This is a genomic window from Methylobacterium sp. E-065, assembly GCF_022829605.1.
Taxonomy (GTDB): domain Bacteria; phylum Pseudomonadota; class Alphaproteobacteria; order Rhizobiales; family Beijerinckiaceae; genus Methylobacterium.
On the sequence record NZ_JAKSYD010000104.1, the window covers coordinates 1 to 12,602 of the forward strand.

General features: G+C 67.4%; 16 protein-coding genes. 7 read left to right on the forward strand and 9 right to left on the reverse strand.

Going from position 1 to position 12,602, the window contains the following annotated elements; translation table 11 throughout:
• The 8 genes from MKK84_RS11355 to MKK84_RS11390 form a co-directional block, all read right to left on the reverse strand.
• A partial coding sequence (locus tag MKK84_RS11355; protein WP_243919766.1) for a hypothetical protein occupies positions 1-183 on the reverse strand: 183 nt, incomplete at its 3' end.
• A gap of 24 nt (positions 184-207) precedes the next feature.
• On the reverse strand, positions 208-2,391 hold the full coding sequence (locus MKK84_RS11360; RefSeq protein ID WP_243919768.1) for a hypothetical protein: 2,184 nt from the start codon (positions 2,389-2,391) through the stop codon (positions 208-210).
• Positions 2,391-4,370, reverse strand: a complete 1,980-nt coding sequence (locus MKK84_RS11365) for a hypothetical protein (RefSeq protein ID WP_243919770.1) — start codon at positions 4,368-4,370, stop codon at positions 2,391-2,393. The genes MKK84_RS11360 and MKK84_RS11365 overlap by 1 nt, the downstream gene beginning before the upstream one ends.
• Positions 4,371-4,413: 43 nt before the next feature.
• The gene (locus MKK84_RS11370; RefSeq protein ID WP_243919772.1) at positions 4,414-4,698 is read right to left on the reverse strand and encodes a hypothetical protein; all 285 of its coding nucleotides are present in this window, start codon (positions 4,696-4,698) and stop codon (positions 4,414-4,416) included.
• Positions 4,699-4,709: 11 nt separating this feature from the next.
• On the reverse strand, positions 4,710-6,539 hold the full coding sequence (locus MKK84_RS11375) for a tail fiber domain-containing protein (RefSeq protein ID WP_243919773.1): 1,830 nt from the start codon (positions 6,537-6,539) through the stop codon (positions 4,710-4,712).
• Positions 6,540-6,550: 11 nt separating this feature from the next.
• Positions 6,551-6,811: a hypothetical protein gene (locus MKK84_RS11380; protein ID WP_243919774.1), complete on the reverse strand. Its 261-nt coding sequence runs from the start codon at positions 6,809-6,811 to the stop codon at positions 6,551-6,553.
• A 1-nt stretch (position 6,812) separates the two neighbouring features.
• Positions 6,813-7,019 (reverse strand): ribbon-helix-helix protein, CopG family, encoded by a 207-nt coding sequence (locus tag MKK84_RS11385; RefSeq protein WP_243919775.1) that lies wholly within the window; start codon positions 7,017-7,019, stop codon positions 6,813-6,815.
• A gap of 99 nt (positions 7,020-7,118) precedes the next feature.
• A complete protein-coding gene (locus tag MKK84_RS11390; RefSeq protein WP_243919776.1) occupies positions 7,119-7,691 on the reverse strand; it encodes a hypothetical protein in 573 nt (190 codons plus the stop codon).
• 123 nt (positions 7,692-7,814) lie between these two features.
• Between MKK84_RS11390 and MKK84_RS11395 the strand changes: the two genes are divergently transcribed.
• Both MKK84_RS11395 and MKK84_RS11400 read left to right on the forward strand, forming a co-directional pair.
• Positions 7,815-8,054 (forward strand): DNA-binding protein, encoded by a 240-nt coding sequence (locus MKK84_RS11395; RefSeq protein WP_243919777.1) that lies wholly within the window; start codon positions 7,815-7,817, stop codon positions 8,052-8,054.
• Positions 8,055-8,409: 355 nt separating this feature from the next.
• On the forward strand, positions 8,410-8,826 hold the full coding sequence (locus MKK84_RS11400) for a hypothetical protein (protein ID WP_243919778.1): 417 nt from the start codon (positions 8,410-8,412) through the stop codon (positions 8,824-8,826).
• Positions 8,827-8,828: 2 nt separating this feature from the next.
• Here the strand turns inward: MKK84_RS11400 and MKK84_RS11405 are convergent, their stop codons facing one another.
• Positions 8,829-9,230, reverse strand: a complete 402-nt coding sequence (locus MKK84_RS11405) for a hypothetical protein (protein WP_243919779.1) — start codon at positions 9,228-9,230, stop codon at positions 8,829-8,831.
• A gap of 84 nt (positions 9,231-9,314) precedes the next feature.
• Here MKK84_RS11405 and MKK84_RS11410 point away from each other — a divergent pair, with 84 nt between their 5' ends.
• The 5 genes from MKK84_RS11410 to MKK84_RS11430 all read left to right on the forward strand — a co-directional run bounded on the left by MKK84_RS11410 (position 9,315) and on the right by MKK84_RS11430 (position 12,451).
• Positions 9,315-9,752 (forward strand): toprim domain-containing protein, encoded by a 438-nt coding sequence (locus MKK84_RS11410; RefSeq protein WP_243919780.1) that lies wholly within the window; start codon positions 9,315-9,317, stop codon positions 9,750-9,752.
• Complete coding sequence (locus tag MKK84_RS11415; protein ID WP_243919782.1) at positions 9,749-10,960, forward strand: ATP-binding protein; 1,212 nt, start codon at positions 9,749-9,751, stop codon at positions 10,958-10,960. Before MKK84_RS11410 ends, MKK84_RS11415 begins: the two co-directional genes overlap by 4 nt.
• A gap of 571 nt (positions 10,961-11,531) precedes the next feature.
• On the forward strand, positions 11,532-11,702 hold the full coding sequence (locus MKK84_RS11420; protein WP_243919784.1) for a hypothetical protein: 171 nt from the start codon (positions 11,532-11,534) through the stop codon (positions 11,700-11,702).
• Between the two features lie 12 nt (positions 11,703-11,714).
• On the forward strand, positions 11,715-12,182 hold the full coding sequence (locus MKK84_RS11425) for a hypothetical protein (protein ID WP_243919786.1): 468 nt from the start codon (positions 11,715-11,717) through the stop codon (positions 12,180-12,182).
• 11 nt (positions 12,183-12,193) lie between these two features.
• Positions 12,194-12,451 carry a hypothetical protein gene (locus MKK84_RS11430; protein ID WP_243919787.1) on the forward strand — a complete coding sequence of 86 codons (258 nt, stop codon included), beginning with the start codon at positions 12,194-12,196 and terminating at the stop codon, positions 12,449-12,451.
• The last annotated feature ends 151 nt before the right edge of the window (positions 12,452-12,602 follow it).

Below are 12,602 nucleotides of genomic sequence, written 5' to 3' on the forward strand. Positions count from 1 at the left end.
CGGGGCCACATTCTCGGACATGCCCCGATGGTTTGAAATCGTCGCCACCCTCTTGCTGTTCGCCGCCGGCATGGCCGTGGTCAGCGCAGTTCTCAACACGAGCGTACCGATTTTTGGAGACTGGCTTTCCAGCAAGATCGGGGAAGCCGGCATCTGGATCGGGATTGTCAGCTTCTGGATCATCGGCGGCTACCTCGCTTGGCGGGGTCATCGTCCTACGAAGGGCAGGGCAGGCAGCCTAGACGGCAGGTAGCCCCGAGCCCGGTCAGCCTGTGAGATCGTCCCGGCCTGCGTCCCGACAGCCGCCGCGTTCCCGTAGCCGCCGACCTGCTGCATCATCCGCCCGCGCCGCTCGATGGCGTCCAATAGGGCGTTGAGCGCGTCGCCGTGCTCCATAGTCACAGCTCGCGCGAGCTGCTGGTTGCGGGCGAGATCCGCTTGCCGACCGGCCGCGCTGGTAGCGAGTTTCAAACCGCCCATGCCAGCCTTGGTCGCCAGGGCGCTCGCTCCCGCATCGGCGCCGCCGAGGATCGTCGCCAGCCCCGGCAGCACGTCGGTTGAACCCGCCGACACCTCGCGCGGGGCGATGTCCCTGGCCGAGGCGGCGCGCTGAGCCGTCTGGCTGCCGCGCACCACGTCGTTGTAGGTCCGATCAAACTGCGCCTCGCGCCCAACCGTGTTGGCGAGCCGCTGCGTCGACTCCTCGCCGAACACCGTCGCCATGCGCGCCCGGTTGAAATCGCCCTCGCCCATCAGGTCACGCTGCAGGGCCACCCGGTCGTTGAGCGTCGTGCCGAGATGGCGATCGACCTCGGAGCGCAGCCCCGTGCGCTGCATGAAAATTTCCATCGGCGACATGCCGGCGGTATCGGCCGCGAGCTGCCCCGGCCGGACAGCATCCCGCCCGCCGCTCAACAGCGTCTGCCCTCGCGCGAAGGCATCCCGGCCCGCGAAGTACTGCTGCGCCGTCTGGTTGGCATCTCGATACCCCGGCACCTGCGCCTCAAGGGTATCGTTCAGGGCGCCACGGACCTGCCCCAGCCGGTTGACCGTGCTGGCCGCCGCGCTGCCCATCTGACCCTGGGCCTGCGCGATCGAGGCGTCCAACGCTTCTTTGGCGTTGTGGAGGGCTTCCGGCCGGCGATCCGGGATCATGGCGCGCCCGACGCCAGGCACGTCGCCGTCGTGATGCAGCAGGTTCCAGGCGCGATCGAGTGCGTCGGCCGCCGGCCCCTTCTCCTGGCTGCGCAGGTCGCGCACCATCCCGAGCACGTTGCTGGTGTCGACCTGTACGGGCTGGCCGGTCGCCTGCCGGTAGAGCGGCGGCACCGTGGCGTCGTAGCTCTGCTGCCGAGCAGCCTCTACCATGGCGGGTTCAGCGGCAGGGCCGAGCGTTTGATCCACATCGCCACGGATCCGAGCGTTCGCACCGGTCGCGCGGGTCTCTAGCGGCGTGACGATGGCGCCGCGGGTGGCTGGCTCGACGGCGAGGCCCTGCGCCCGGCCAGTGAAGGCCGGCGAGGCGTCCATGAGCATGGCAGGCGTGCCGAGGTCGCCCAATCGGGCGCGCACGGCATCAGCACCGCCAGAGGCCGCCACGTCGTCGGCCAGCTTACCAGCCGCAGCAGATCCGAACCCTGCGGTGGGGGCGAGGCGCCCAGCCGCGAACTCGCCAGCCCTGCGCACGCCTGCCCCAACTGCGGCACCTAAGACGGGAGCTGCTACGCCTAACCCACCCCCGACCAAGGCTCCATTTCGACTCGCGATAGGGTCGCCCCCAGTCCGAACCGCAGCATCAGCACCACCGAGAACGCTGCCCGAAACCGTGGAGGCCAGCAGCCGCGCCGGGAGCGCCGCCTCGCCCGCCCCGAACAGGGCCGGTGCCGCCATAATCATCGGGGCCGTGCCCGCGATGCCGCCAGCCACGCCGCCGACTGTGCTGGCGACGGGGTGCACCGCCTTGGCGCCCGCATCGTAATCCTGGATCCGCTTCAGCTCGTCGCCGTAGGCTGTCCCGTCCCGATAGGAGCGGATGCCGGCAGCAAGGCGGTCGCTGGCGCCCGTCAGCATTGGCCCAACCACGGGGATGCTGTCCATGGCGCTGCTGGCGCCTGCGTACAGGCTGGTCGGTACGCCCGCACCCTGCCGATGCAGATCCTCGCTGCTCGGCATGTCGGGTAAGCCGCCCTCGACGTAGGGGCTGGCCGTAGCGGCTTTCGCCGCCGCGAGCTGCTGTGCCTGGCTCGGCTCTGGTGCGGGGCGGGACTGCTGGACCTTGAATGCCGCGTAGGCATCGGGGTCGAACGCCTCGACGGGGGCAGCCTGCGCGCCCGATGCCTGCGACTTGAACGCGGCAAAAGCCTCGGGGTCGAACGCCTCAATGTCGGCCATCAGAACCCCTCCTGCAGCATACGGGAATGAGCGTCGGCTGCGGACAGACCACCCTGGCGAAGCTGCTGATAGCGAGCCGCCGGTGCCGTGGTCTGTGTCGTCTGACCCTGCTGGCCGAGCTTGGGCGGGGTCGGGGCTTCCGGCAGGTAGACCGAGCGGCCCGGGTCGGCCCCGTAGGAGGTGGCAAGGTTGCGATAGCGCTCGGCCACGCCCTCGGCGGTCTTGCGGGCGGTGCTGTACAGCTCGGACGCCTGTCCCAGGAAATCCTTGCGCTGCGTGTCGGATAGGAATTCGCCGTTCAGCGCCTTGTTGTAGGCGTTCACCACCCGATCGGGCACGCCGGCCGCGTTCTTGGCCGTGGCGTACTCGCCCTCCCGGACGACCGAGCCAGGATCCAGCATCTTCATGTACCCGAACACCAGGGAGATGTCGGAGGCCGGCGAGACGGAGCCGGGGTTCTCCTGCCGCTGCTTCGTGGCCGCGATCAGCCGACCGTAGCCGTCGTGCACGTCCGCGAAGGTGCCGAGCTGCTTGGAGAACTCGCCCCGCAGCTTGGTCTCGGTGTCGAACCCGTCCGGCTTGGCGGCCGGAGCCGTGAGGATCGGCTTGAGTGTGCCGCGGTCGTAGAAGGTCTGCCCCGGGCGCGCGGCGAGCGGCGGCGGCCCGTCGTTGAACGTGACCTTGCCGTTCGGGTCGGCCCACGCCGCCCGGGTGTCGTTGTCGGGGATGCCGACCTTGCGGCGAGCGTCGATGTCGAGCAGCGGGGTCTGCTCCTTATCGGTGGCGACCGCCTTGGCATTGCGCTCCTTCACGGCGGGGTCGGCATCGCCGCCCGGGATGTATTCCAAGCTCTGCCCATCGGCACCGAGCCGGTAGCCGGCCGGCGGGCCGTTCGCAGGACCGACGAGATTGCTCGGCCCGATCGCGCCGCCATTCTTGCTGGCGTCGTAGACGTTGCCGCCGACTGTCACGAAATTGGGCTTGGATGCCGTCAGCACATTCGACAGCAGCGTCGGGTTGCGCATCGCTGCCCGGGCCGCGGTCGGGTCGAGCTTCAGATTGTTGACGAGGTGGTTGTAGGTGTCCTGCTGGCCTTGCTGCTCCTGCATGAATTTGATTTGTTCGAGCTGGTTCTTGAGCGAGCCGGCCTGGCTGCTGTCGTAGTGCTGCATCGCAGCTCCGACCGCCGGTCCAATACCACGCTGGGTCAGCAGGCCGATGCTGAGCGAGCGCAGGAAGTTCGATCCATCCGGGCTGTTCAGGCCGTTGATGAAGCGATCCATGAACCCAGGCTGTGCACCGGCACCGCCGGCCTGACCTGTCGCCGCGGCCGCGCCTGCAGGCGAGACAGCACCCTGTGGCGTACCGAGCGAGCGCGGCTGGTCGGATAGGCGCTGCCCCGTGAGCGGATCAAATTCACCAGCGCCACCAGGATACCCGCCAGTCGGCGTAGAGCCAGGCGCAGCCTGATCCGTCCCGGGGCTATTCGGATGATAGGCGCTGTTCGCCACGAGCTGCCCACGCGGAGCGCCGGGGTTCATGCCCGACACCGAGCCCGTCACCGTCGGCGGGGTCAGCAGGTCGGCATCCGAGGGGCGCTGGGGCGGGGTCGGCACCATCCGCGAGCCCATCGGGTCGGCAGTGCCCGTGAAGCCTCCGGGGCCACCGCCCATGCCAGCGCGGTCGAATAGGAGCTGATCGGGCGAGCCCGGCTGCTGCCCGCCGCTCGGCGCCCGCATGCCCATCTGCTCCTCAAGCCGGCGGGTGTCGCCCTCGTTCATCGCTACCGGCGGACCGCCCCGATCTGGGATTGCCCCCGTGGTCTGCGGATCGACCTGACCGAGCAGACTGGTCGGCGCCACCGCAGGGGCGTCGGCAGGTTGCCCACGACCCTGCATGGCCTGCATCACTGCGGCCTGCTGATCCGGTGTCAGGTCGGCGAATGCGGGGAGAGCCCCGAAGGAGAGACCGGCGCTCATCGGTGCGTCCATGGGTTCGGGAGAAGGATCAGGGTGCTGCGCATCAGGCGGACCCTGCGGAGCCGCACATCGCGCCGAGGGTCATGAGCCGGTTGCCCGCCTGGAGCTGAAGCTGCTCAAACACCTGCACGAGGCTAGCGAGGTCGTGTGCCGTGCCGGTGCCATTCTCCAGCAGCGCCGCAGCCTGACCGCTCACCGTCTGGAGGCTCCGGAAGCTGGCGGCCAACTCGGCGCAAGCCGCCGCGATCTGCTCCTGCAGGGGCGTCGGCGGGTCATCGACCGCGAGCACGGCGGGCGGCACAAGTTCGGAAGCGTCGAGGTGATCCATGGCGCCCTCCCTCAAGCCGCCGCGCGGCGCTTGCCGCCGGTCTGGTGTTTCGGGCGCTCGCGCCGGATCGGCTCAGGCTCCTGCGGGATCATCGACTGCATGGCGTGCGCGAGCAGGCCGGCCGGAGCACCGCCAGAGCGACCGCTGGCGGGATCCAGGGCGGCCATGATGGCCTCGCCCAGACCGTTCGCGGTCTCACCGGCATGCGAGCCGGGGATGCCGCGGATCACCATCGTCAGGCGCGGCTCGGATCCGCCGGCAGGGGGTGCGACAGGGGCCGACGAGCCGCCGCTGCCCTTCTTGGCCGCGTCCTCTGTGGCCTTGGCGTAATCGACACCGAGAAGGTCGCCGAGACCGATCGGGCCGACGGCGCCGGGCTTGTGGTCCGCCACCTCCTGGGCGAGCAGGCCGATCTGGGTTCGGGGCTCGTCGCCGTAGCGGTACGAATAGACCTTCTGGCCATCGTGCAGCTCGCCGACCTCACGGACATCGGTCTTCATCCGCTCGTCGGAGCCGAACATGCCGCCGAGGAGCGCGCCGCCTACTGTGGCACCACCTCCAGTTCCTAAACCAAGAAGCGAGGTCCCAATCCCTAGGATTGACTGCAGGGCGCTGGGACCGCTCGTTTTGGTCTGGCTGGTGCCCTGCGAGACCGTCGTGCCACCCTGACTGCCGATCGCGAGCGGGTACGAGGCGTACTGGCCCAGGGCCTGCCACGGCACCTGCTGGGTCTCCTGGAAGTACTGCTGGGCCGCATCAAGGCTGGCCTGGTTCTGCTGCTGCTGCAGTCCGCCGACCTGGAGCAGGTTCGAGGCGGGCGCGTACCGGAGCGCGTCGACTGACGGCAGGAGACTCGCAGCCTGGTTCGCAGCCGAGACGCCCTGCTGCCCAGCGCCGATGAAGCCCTGGGCCTTCTGGACCCCCAAAGACGAATTAAACTCATCGCCGCCCAGCACCTGTCCAAGCACGCCGGCCTGTGCCGCCTGCTGCGCTTGACCGAGGCCGGCACCCGCGAGGCGCTGTTGGTTGTTCGTCGACTGCACGCCCGAGATGGCGTTGGTGATGCCGAGGCCGGCGCTTGAGGCCGCCTGACGCGCGGCATCGATCTGCGAGTTGGCCGAGAGCTGCCGCTGAGCCTCCGTGTTGTACTGGTTCGCGTACAACGCGGTGTCGGTGTCGTTGATCGCCTTGGTGGTCGCGCCCTGGAAGTTGCCAGAGCCGTACCGCCCGCTCTTGGCGTAGGCCTCCTTCACCGCGTTGGCGGCGTTCTGGTTCGAAGACTGGACGAGAGCCTGCACATAAGGGTTCGTGGTCGGGTCGAGGTACTGGCCGGAGGCGACGCCGGACAGGTTCTTCTCGGCCGCCGACATCTGCTGCGACTTGTCGAACAGACCCTGCAACTGCGGAACCGTCGTCAGATCCCGTGACCCCGACATGAAGGCGTTGGCCGTCTGATTGATCGGGTTCGACGCCGAACCGATCTGATCCGCCAGCCCCGAAAGGCGGGAGGTATCGACGTTCGGGACGGCCGACAGCATGCCGAGACCCTGTTGCGTGGTCGGGCTGATGCCGTTGGATCCGAGCAGACCCTGCAGATAGCTCGTGCCAATGCCACCCGCGTTGTCGGACGCAGCCTGATCACGGGTGCTTTGGATCCCGGCAGACTGGTCGTTGCTGAAATCCGCGACCCGCTGGCCGCCGTAGATCTGCGAGCCGACGCCCGACTGATACAGGTTCTGCGCGTTGGTGAGCGCCGACTGCAGCCCCGGGATTGCAGGCGACCATGGGGTCTTGTCCGAGACCTGGGTCGAGTTCTGCGTGCTGGTCTGTCCGCCGCCCATGGCCGGCTCCTCTAAGCGGCGTCCGGCGGGGTGCCGGCTTCCCGCAGGAAGCTCACGGCGCAACCGCAGGCAGCGAGTTGAGCATTCAGGGTGTCGATCTGCGCCAGCACGGCCGCGAGCGGGGCATCATCGTCCAGCATCGCGACAAGCTCGCCGAGCGTGCCGTGAGTGGCCCGAGCACCCGATCGCAGCAGTTCCCAGGCGCGGATAGCCGAGCAGTCCGGCGGCGCGGGCCGAGGGGCGCGGATCGGGAGGCGGTGGAGGTCGCCCATCTCAGGCCGCCATCGACATAGCGACGGCAGGAGTGGCCGGAGTCGACGGAGGCCGCGGATCATTCGACGCGCCGAGCGCCGACCGCAGGGCCTCCCGTAGGAAGGTGCTGATCGTCACGCCTTCGCGGGCAGCGCCGGCCTCAAGCGCAGCATCCAGAGCGGGATCGGCGCGGAAAATTCGGGTTCGACTGAGCCGCTGCTTGTCCATGGAACGCCTCCGTGTCTGTCAACGACAGTAACACGGCAGGCGTTGCTATGTAATACAGATTAAGCTGACAAATTGTGCTCGGTTGTGATTGTTGATGACTTAATGTTCCGGGTCGCCTGCGGAATTCAGCGCCTCGGCAAGATTTGGGCGCTGGCCGGTAATAAGCTCGGCGAACTCAATCCCGAACGCCTTCATGTGGTTGAGCGCCCGTTCATACACCTTCCGCTGCTCGTCAGAGAAAGGAAGTTGATCGGGGGCCCGAGGTGGCGGAAGCGCTTGACTGATGATGACGCTGAAGGCGTTTCTGAGCGCCGCGCGAGTGAAATCGCTCAAAGGATCCTCCCCGCGCCAATCCACGGTGCCGAGCTTCACATCAATCGGGTTCTCGTAATCCTGGACGGTCTTGATCGCGGTCAAAATGTTGGTGATCAGACGCCTCGCATCGTCGCCATTGCCAAATACCATGTGATGCAGCGGCTCGACATTGAACGAGTTCAGAAGCCGCGCCTCAACCTCCTCACTCGCCGATCTGCCTGCGTCTGCTGCCGCGGCCTCGATCTTCTCACGTAGATCCTCGCGGGTTCGGAACTTCATGTTCGCAGACTTGCGCTCGTCAGCCGCCTTCCCGGGGCGCCCGCGGCGTCGCGGCTGGTCGTGCTCGATCGTGTTCATTGCGGCCTCTCCGTCGCTATTCTTTATCGGTGTGCAATTCGGGGCGCAACCATCTTGCGCAGCCGTCGACAGGTGTCTACGGTTATCGGTGTGCATTTCAGGGCGCATTGGAGGCGTATGGCAATGTCCCAGTCAGCCGAGGCGGCCAGCAGAGCCGACGACATCGAGAAGGTGATGACGGAAGCCGTCATCGACCCAGACACCTACGGACGGATTTTTGGGACGGGCCGCGGGGCGACCTACCGCGCGCTGGCCGCCGGCGTTCCGGTCAAGCCCATCCGGTTCGGGAAGACCTATCGCATCCCGACCGCGCCGATCCGCGCACTGCTTCAACTGGAGCGGCCGGACCCCGTCGCAGCCTGATCCCGCCATCCGCGGGCGATCCCCGCGGGCCGCTCATTCCGCGCCGATGCGGCCGGCGCATTCAGCAAGGACATCCAGACATGAGAAAGCCCGCGCAGCGCGTGGGCACCGGCGGGCTCTCCGTGAATGTCGCTTCGCAGGCAGACGTTCATGGATATGCCGCAACACCCGGCGCCCTTCAAGTGCATCGCCTCATTCAGCGAGGTCTCACCCCTGCCGTAGCAGCCACAGTCGCTGCCCTGGCCTTCCCAGTGACTGATCACTGGAGCGCCAGAGCATGACGCAGGCGCGCCCGATCCCCAGCATGGTCCGTCGCATAGTTCCCACTCTGGGAAGTTCTGTCGACGGCGAGGCCTTGGCCGCAGCTCGCGCGATCGGGCGCGTCCTCGACCGGGCCGGTCTCGGCTTCACCGACCTCGCCGCCGCGATCCAGACGGCGGATTTTCTCGCCGGCGAGAAGATTGTTCCGGCGCCGGAACAGGCTGACGTGAGGCCAGACGAATTCTCCCGCCGGCGGGAGAAACGGTGCGCCGGCGCACCAATCCCGCCGTTCAACGTCTACGCCTTCCGCAGGGCCTACACGCCCCGCCAGGAAGCCGAGCACCGCGCCCGTGTCGCGTTCTGCCGGAGCCGCCCGTGGGACCTGACGGAATGGGAGCGTGGGTTCCTCAACAACGTCGCTCGGCTGCACGGAAACTTGTCGATCCGACAAGCCGACAAGCTCGCCGTCATGACCGACCGCCTCGACATGGAGGTGCGCCGCGCATGCTGAACCTACAGCACGCCGCGTCTTGCCTCCCTGGCGGACGCGTCATCAGCGGTGGCGTCTCCTTCCAGGGTATCGGGCACCGGGCGGGCGACATGTCCGCCCGACTGCTCCCAGATCCGGACGCGCGCAACGGCTACATCGTGACGAGCTTCGCGGGCGACGACCCGCTGGTGCTCCGCGATTACGTGGACGAGCGATGCGGCCTGCCCCGCTGGGAAGAGCGCGTTCGTGACCGTGAGGAACGTGCTGACCCACGCGAACTGGCCCGGCAGGAACGCGCTCGCGAACAGCAACGTCTCGCCCGTGAAGCCGAAGCCGCGATCAAGGCCGAGCGTGTGCGCCGGATATGGGCCGAGGCCGAGCCGGATCCGCGGGGCAGCCTCGTAGAGCGATACCTGAACCAGCACCGGAAGCTGGATCTACCGGCGTCCGTCTGCGGGCACGCGATGCGCTTCCACCCGTCCGGCCCATGGGAGGCCGAGCGCGTTCCGATGATGCTCTGCGCCTACCGGGACATTGCCACGGATGAGGTTGTGGGTCTGCACCGCACCCGCCTCGACCCCATGACCGGCGAAAAGCTCGGCAGGAAGATGCTCGGCCGGGCCGGCGGCGCCGCGATCAAGCTGACTCACGACTCTGAGGTGACGATGGGCTTAGCCCTAGCCGAAGGCGTCGAAAGCGCCCTGGCCGGCATGGCGCTAGGTCTCGTGCCGATATGGGCCGCAGGCAGCGTCAGTGGGATCGCAGCTTTCCCGGTCCTGTCGGGCATCGAGGCCCTGACGATCTGCGCCGAGACCGGCGCTCCCAGCGAGAAAGCCGTCGAAGAAGTCGGCACCCGCTGGACCGAGGCCGGGCGCGAAGTCGATGTCGTAGCGCCCCGCACCGGCTCTGATTTGAACGATGCTCTGATGATGGAGACGGCCCGATGAAGGTGCGGCCGGAGCAATCCGAGACGATCTACGACCGCAAGCGGTTCGGCGGCCCCCGTGCCGTAGGCTCGGATCCAGGCGCTGATGCCGCCTTGTTCGGCTTCACCTTCGACGGCGACGCGCCGCCCGATCCGCCGCACTACCTCATCAAGAACCTGTTGCCCGCCGAGGGCGTGGCGATGCTCGGCGGGCAGTCCGGCGCAGGCAAGACGTTCACCGTCGTCAATCTGGCGGTCTCGCTAGGTACAGGCGATGCGTTCTTCGGCCGCCGCGTTGTTGAGCGGGTCGGCACGCTGATCTTCGCGGCCGAGGGCGCCGGCACGCTCGCTGCCCGCGTTGAAGCCGCCCGTGCTGTTCTTCCGAACGGAGACCGGCTGCCGATAGCCTGGATGGGCGCGGTGCCGAACCTCGCCGACGTGGAGGAGGTGAAGGCGCTTCAGCCGAAAATCCGCGCCATCGACGCCCGAATGCGGGAGCAGTTCGGGGTCCGCCTTGGGCTGATCGCCATCGACACCATGGCCGCGGCCTTCGCCATGAAGGACGAGAACGACGCCGCTGAGGCCCAACAGGTTCTCCGGCATATGCGGATGCTGGGCGAGCCGATCGGCGCCCTTGTCCTGCCGATCCACCACTACGGCAAGACCGAAGACACCGGCCTGCGCGGATCCTCCGCTTACCGTGGCGGCGCAGATGCGGTGTTGAGCATCCTAGCCGACCGCAACCAAGTCACAGGCGAGGTGACGACCCGCTCGCTCAACCTCGCCAAGAGCCGTTGGGCCGAGGAGGGGCCGATCGCAGCGTTCGCGCTCCGCTTCGTGCAGCTCGGCACGGACGAGGACGGCGACGCCTACGGAGCGTGTGTCGTTGAGCCGAAGCTGGACGAGCCACCACCCTCGACCCGCAAGGTCCCGCAGAAGGATCCGCTGCCGATCGTCGCCCTCAAGGGAGCCTTTGACGAGGTGCTGTTGACCCACGGCCGCGAGGTGCAGGTTCGCGGGGCTGGCGAGACCGTCAGGGCCATCACCGTCTCTGAGATCCGCGACGAGTTCCGGCGCCGCTACGCGACCGGTGAGGACGAGCAGGAGGACGATGGCGCGAAGGTTCAGACGAGGGTCCGGCAGGCCCTGAAGCGGGCGCTCGATGCCTGCCCGAAGCATGGGTTCCGAACCGCCGCTTGGAACGGGGAGGAATGGCTATGGCGAGCCTGAGCGTGACAGCCGTGACAAGCGTGACAAGCGGCAAATGTCACGCACGTCACGCCCCCCGTTGCCGTGACATCCGCCGTGACATGCGGAGCACCCCCCTAAAGGGGGGCTCCCGCTGTCACGCCTGTCACGCGGGGCTGATTTTCGAGGGAGGGAGATTTGAGCGTGACAAGCCGATTTGGGATCCGGCCGCCGGATTTCATGATTTCCGGGCAAGCGTACTGGCTCGCTCGGACCGAACCCTATCAACGGTTGGACGGACGGGTGTCGCAACTCGACGTGTTCACGACACACTGCGCGCAATGCGGGGAGCCTTTCGAGGCCAAGCGTTCCGCTGGCGGAACAAGCGCATTGAACCGGCGCTGCGCCAAGCACCGTCGCCCCGGCATCAAGGTCCGCAAGCAAGGTTAACCCAGCCGTTCGGGCGCAGCGGACATTTCGGATTTTATCCGGTTTGTCCGGTTTGTCCGGCAGAGGGCGACCGATGAGCGCCGCCCGGGACGCTTGGGGTCCGTGGGATCCTACCATCAGCGATGCCGAGCGCGCGGCCCGATGCCGGTGCCTGCGGAGCATTGTGCATCTGACGCTCGGCCCCCGCGGCAACGCCCTCGCTGAGCATCTGCGTCTCGCTGAGCGCGACCCAGCGCATCTGCCGCTTGCTTTGACTGCTCTGAACAGCCTTGCCGGCCTCGACCTCCGTCACACGGTCGCGAGCTACGGCGCGATCAACCGTCCCCGCACTTGAGAGGAGACCACCATGCTCATCAACGTCGGCAGCAGGCTCATCAACACCGATCAGGTACTCTGGATTGAGCCAGCGCCCTCAACGCGCGGAACGCCGCGCAGCACCATCCACTTCACCAACGGCGCAACCCTGACAATAAGCGCTGATCTTGAATGGATCGCCAATCGGCAGACCGCCATCATCCCAGCGCCTCCCGGCTATCAGGCAGTACGCGCTACTCCGCCCAGCCAGTCGGACAAGGATAGGGGCGTTGAGTACGATACTCTTCCCGTTGTCGCTTTCCGGTTTGATGGCGCGTCAAATCTGCTTCTCGACCCGATTACCCCTGAGGGGACCTTAGGCGACTACTATGCGGTGATTGGGCCGGATGGTCGCTGTTGGGACGTTGACCGCGAATACGAGAACGTCGAAGCCTACAAGCAGTCTTTCAGTCAGGACTGGGCCAACGACAAAGCCGTCTGGACTGGCGAAGCTGCTTGAAAGGATCCGCCATGCCAGAGCCCATCCCCTTCCCCGGCGCCGTCCGTGCGATCGGCGAGACCTTCCCGGCTCACGTCATCCGCGCCGGTCGCGGCGTGGCCGAGCATCGCGGCATCCTCGCCGACGACATCGACGCCGTGACGCTGCACGACCGCCGGGTCGCCACGTACATGCTCGGGCAACTCGGCTCCCGCGACCCCGATCATCAGCGGGCGGGCGAAGTCGGGCTGCGCCGCTTGATCACCAGCATGCAGGACGATGCAGCATGACCCGGCGCGACACCGATCCCCGCCGTCCCGGCCCTGAGAACGATCCTGCCGACGACAGCAACATGGCCGAGACTGAGCGCCACGAGCTTGTGGCCGAGGCCGCCGCCATCTTTGGCCCCGAGGCTGCAGCAGAACTCGCTGCGACCTTGCG

Bases quoted from the DNA above. Each gene is read 5' to 3' on its own strand.
- MKK84_RS11380 (WP_243919774.1), bottom strand. From the start codon at position 6,811: ATGGGCGACCTCCACCGCCTCCCGATCCGCGCCCCTCGGCCCGCGCCG.
- MKK84_RS11365 (WP_243919770.1), bottom strand. From the start codon at position 4,370: ATGAGCGCCGGTCTCTCCTTCGGGGCTCTCCCCGCATTCGCCGACCTG.
- MKK84_RS11360 (WP_243919768.1), bottom strand. From the start codon at position 2,391: ATGGCCGACATTGAGGCGTTCGACCCCGAGGCTTTTGCCGCGTTCAAG.
- MKK84_RS11410 (WP_243919780.1), top strand. From the start codon at position 9,315: ATGATGCTCTGCGCCTACCGGGACATTGCCACGGATGAGGTTGTGGGT.
- MKK84_RS11395 (WP_243919777.1), top strand. From the start codon at position 7,815: ATGTCCCAGTCAGCCGAGGCGGCCAGCAGAGCCGACGACATCGAGAAG.
- MKK84_RS11430 (WP_243919787.1), top strand. From the start codon at position 12,194: ATGCCAGAGCCCATCCCCTTCCCCGGCGCCGTCCGTGCGATCGGCGAG.
- MKK84_RS11375 (WP_243919773.1), bottom strand. From the start codon at position 6,539: ATGGGCGGCGGACAGACCAGCACGCAGAACTCGACCCAGGTCTCGGAC.
- MKK84_RS11385 (WP_243919775.1), bottom strand. From the start codon at position 7,019: ATGGACAAGCAGCGGCTCAGTCGAACCCGAATTTTCCGCGCCGATCCC.
- MKK84_RS11415 (WP_243919782.1), top strand. From the start codon at position 9,749: ATGAAGGTGCGGCCGGAGCAATCCGAGACGATCTACGACCGCAAGCGG.
- MKK84_RS11370 (WP_243919772.1), bottom strand. From the start codon at position 4,698: ATGGATCACCTCGACGCTTCCGAACTTGTGCCGCCCGCCGTGCTCGCG.
- MKK84_RS11390 (WP_243919776.1), bottom strand. From the start codon at position 7,691: ATGAACACGATCGAGCACGACCAGCCGCGACGCCGCGGGCGCCCCGGG.
- MKK84_RS11425 (WP_243919786.1), top strand. From the start codon at position 11,715: ATGCTCATCAACGTCGGCAGCAGGCTCATCAACACCGATCAGGTACTC.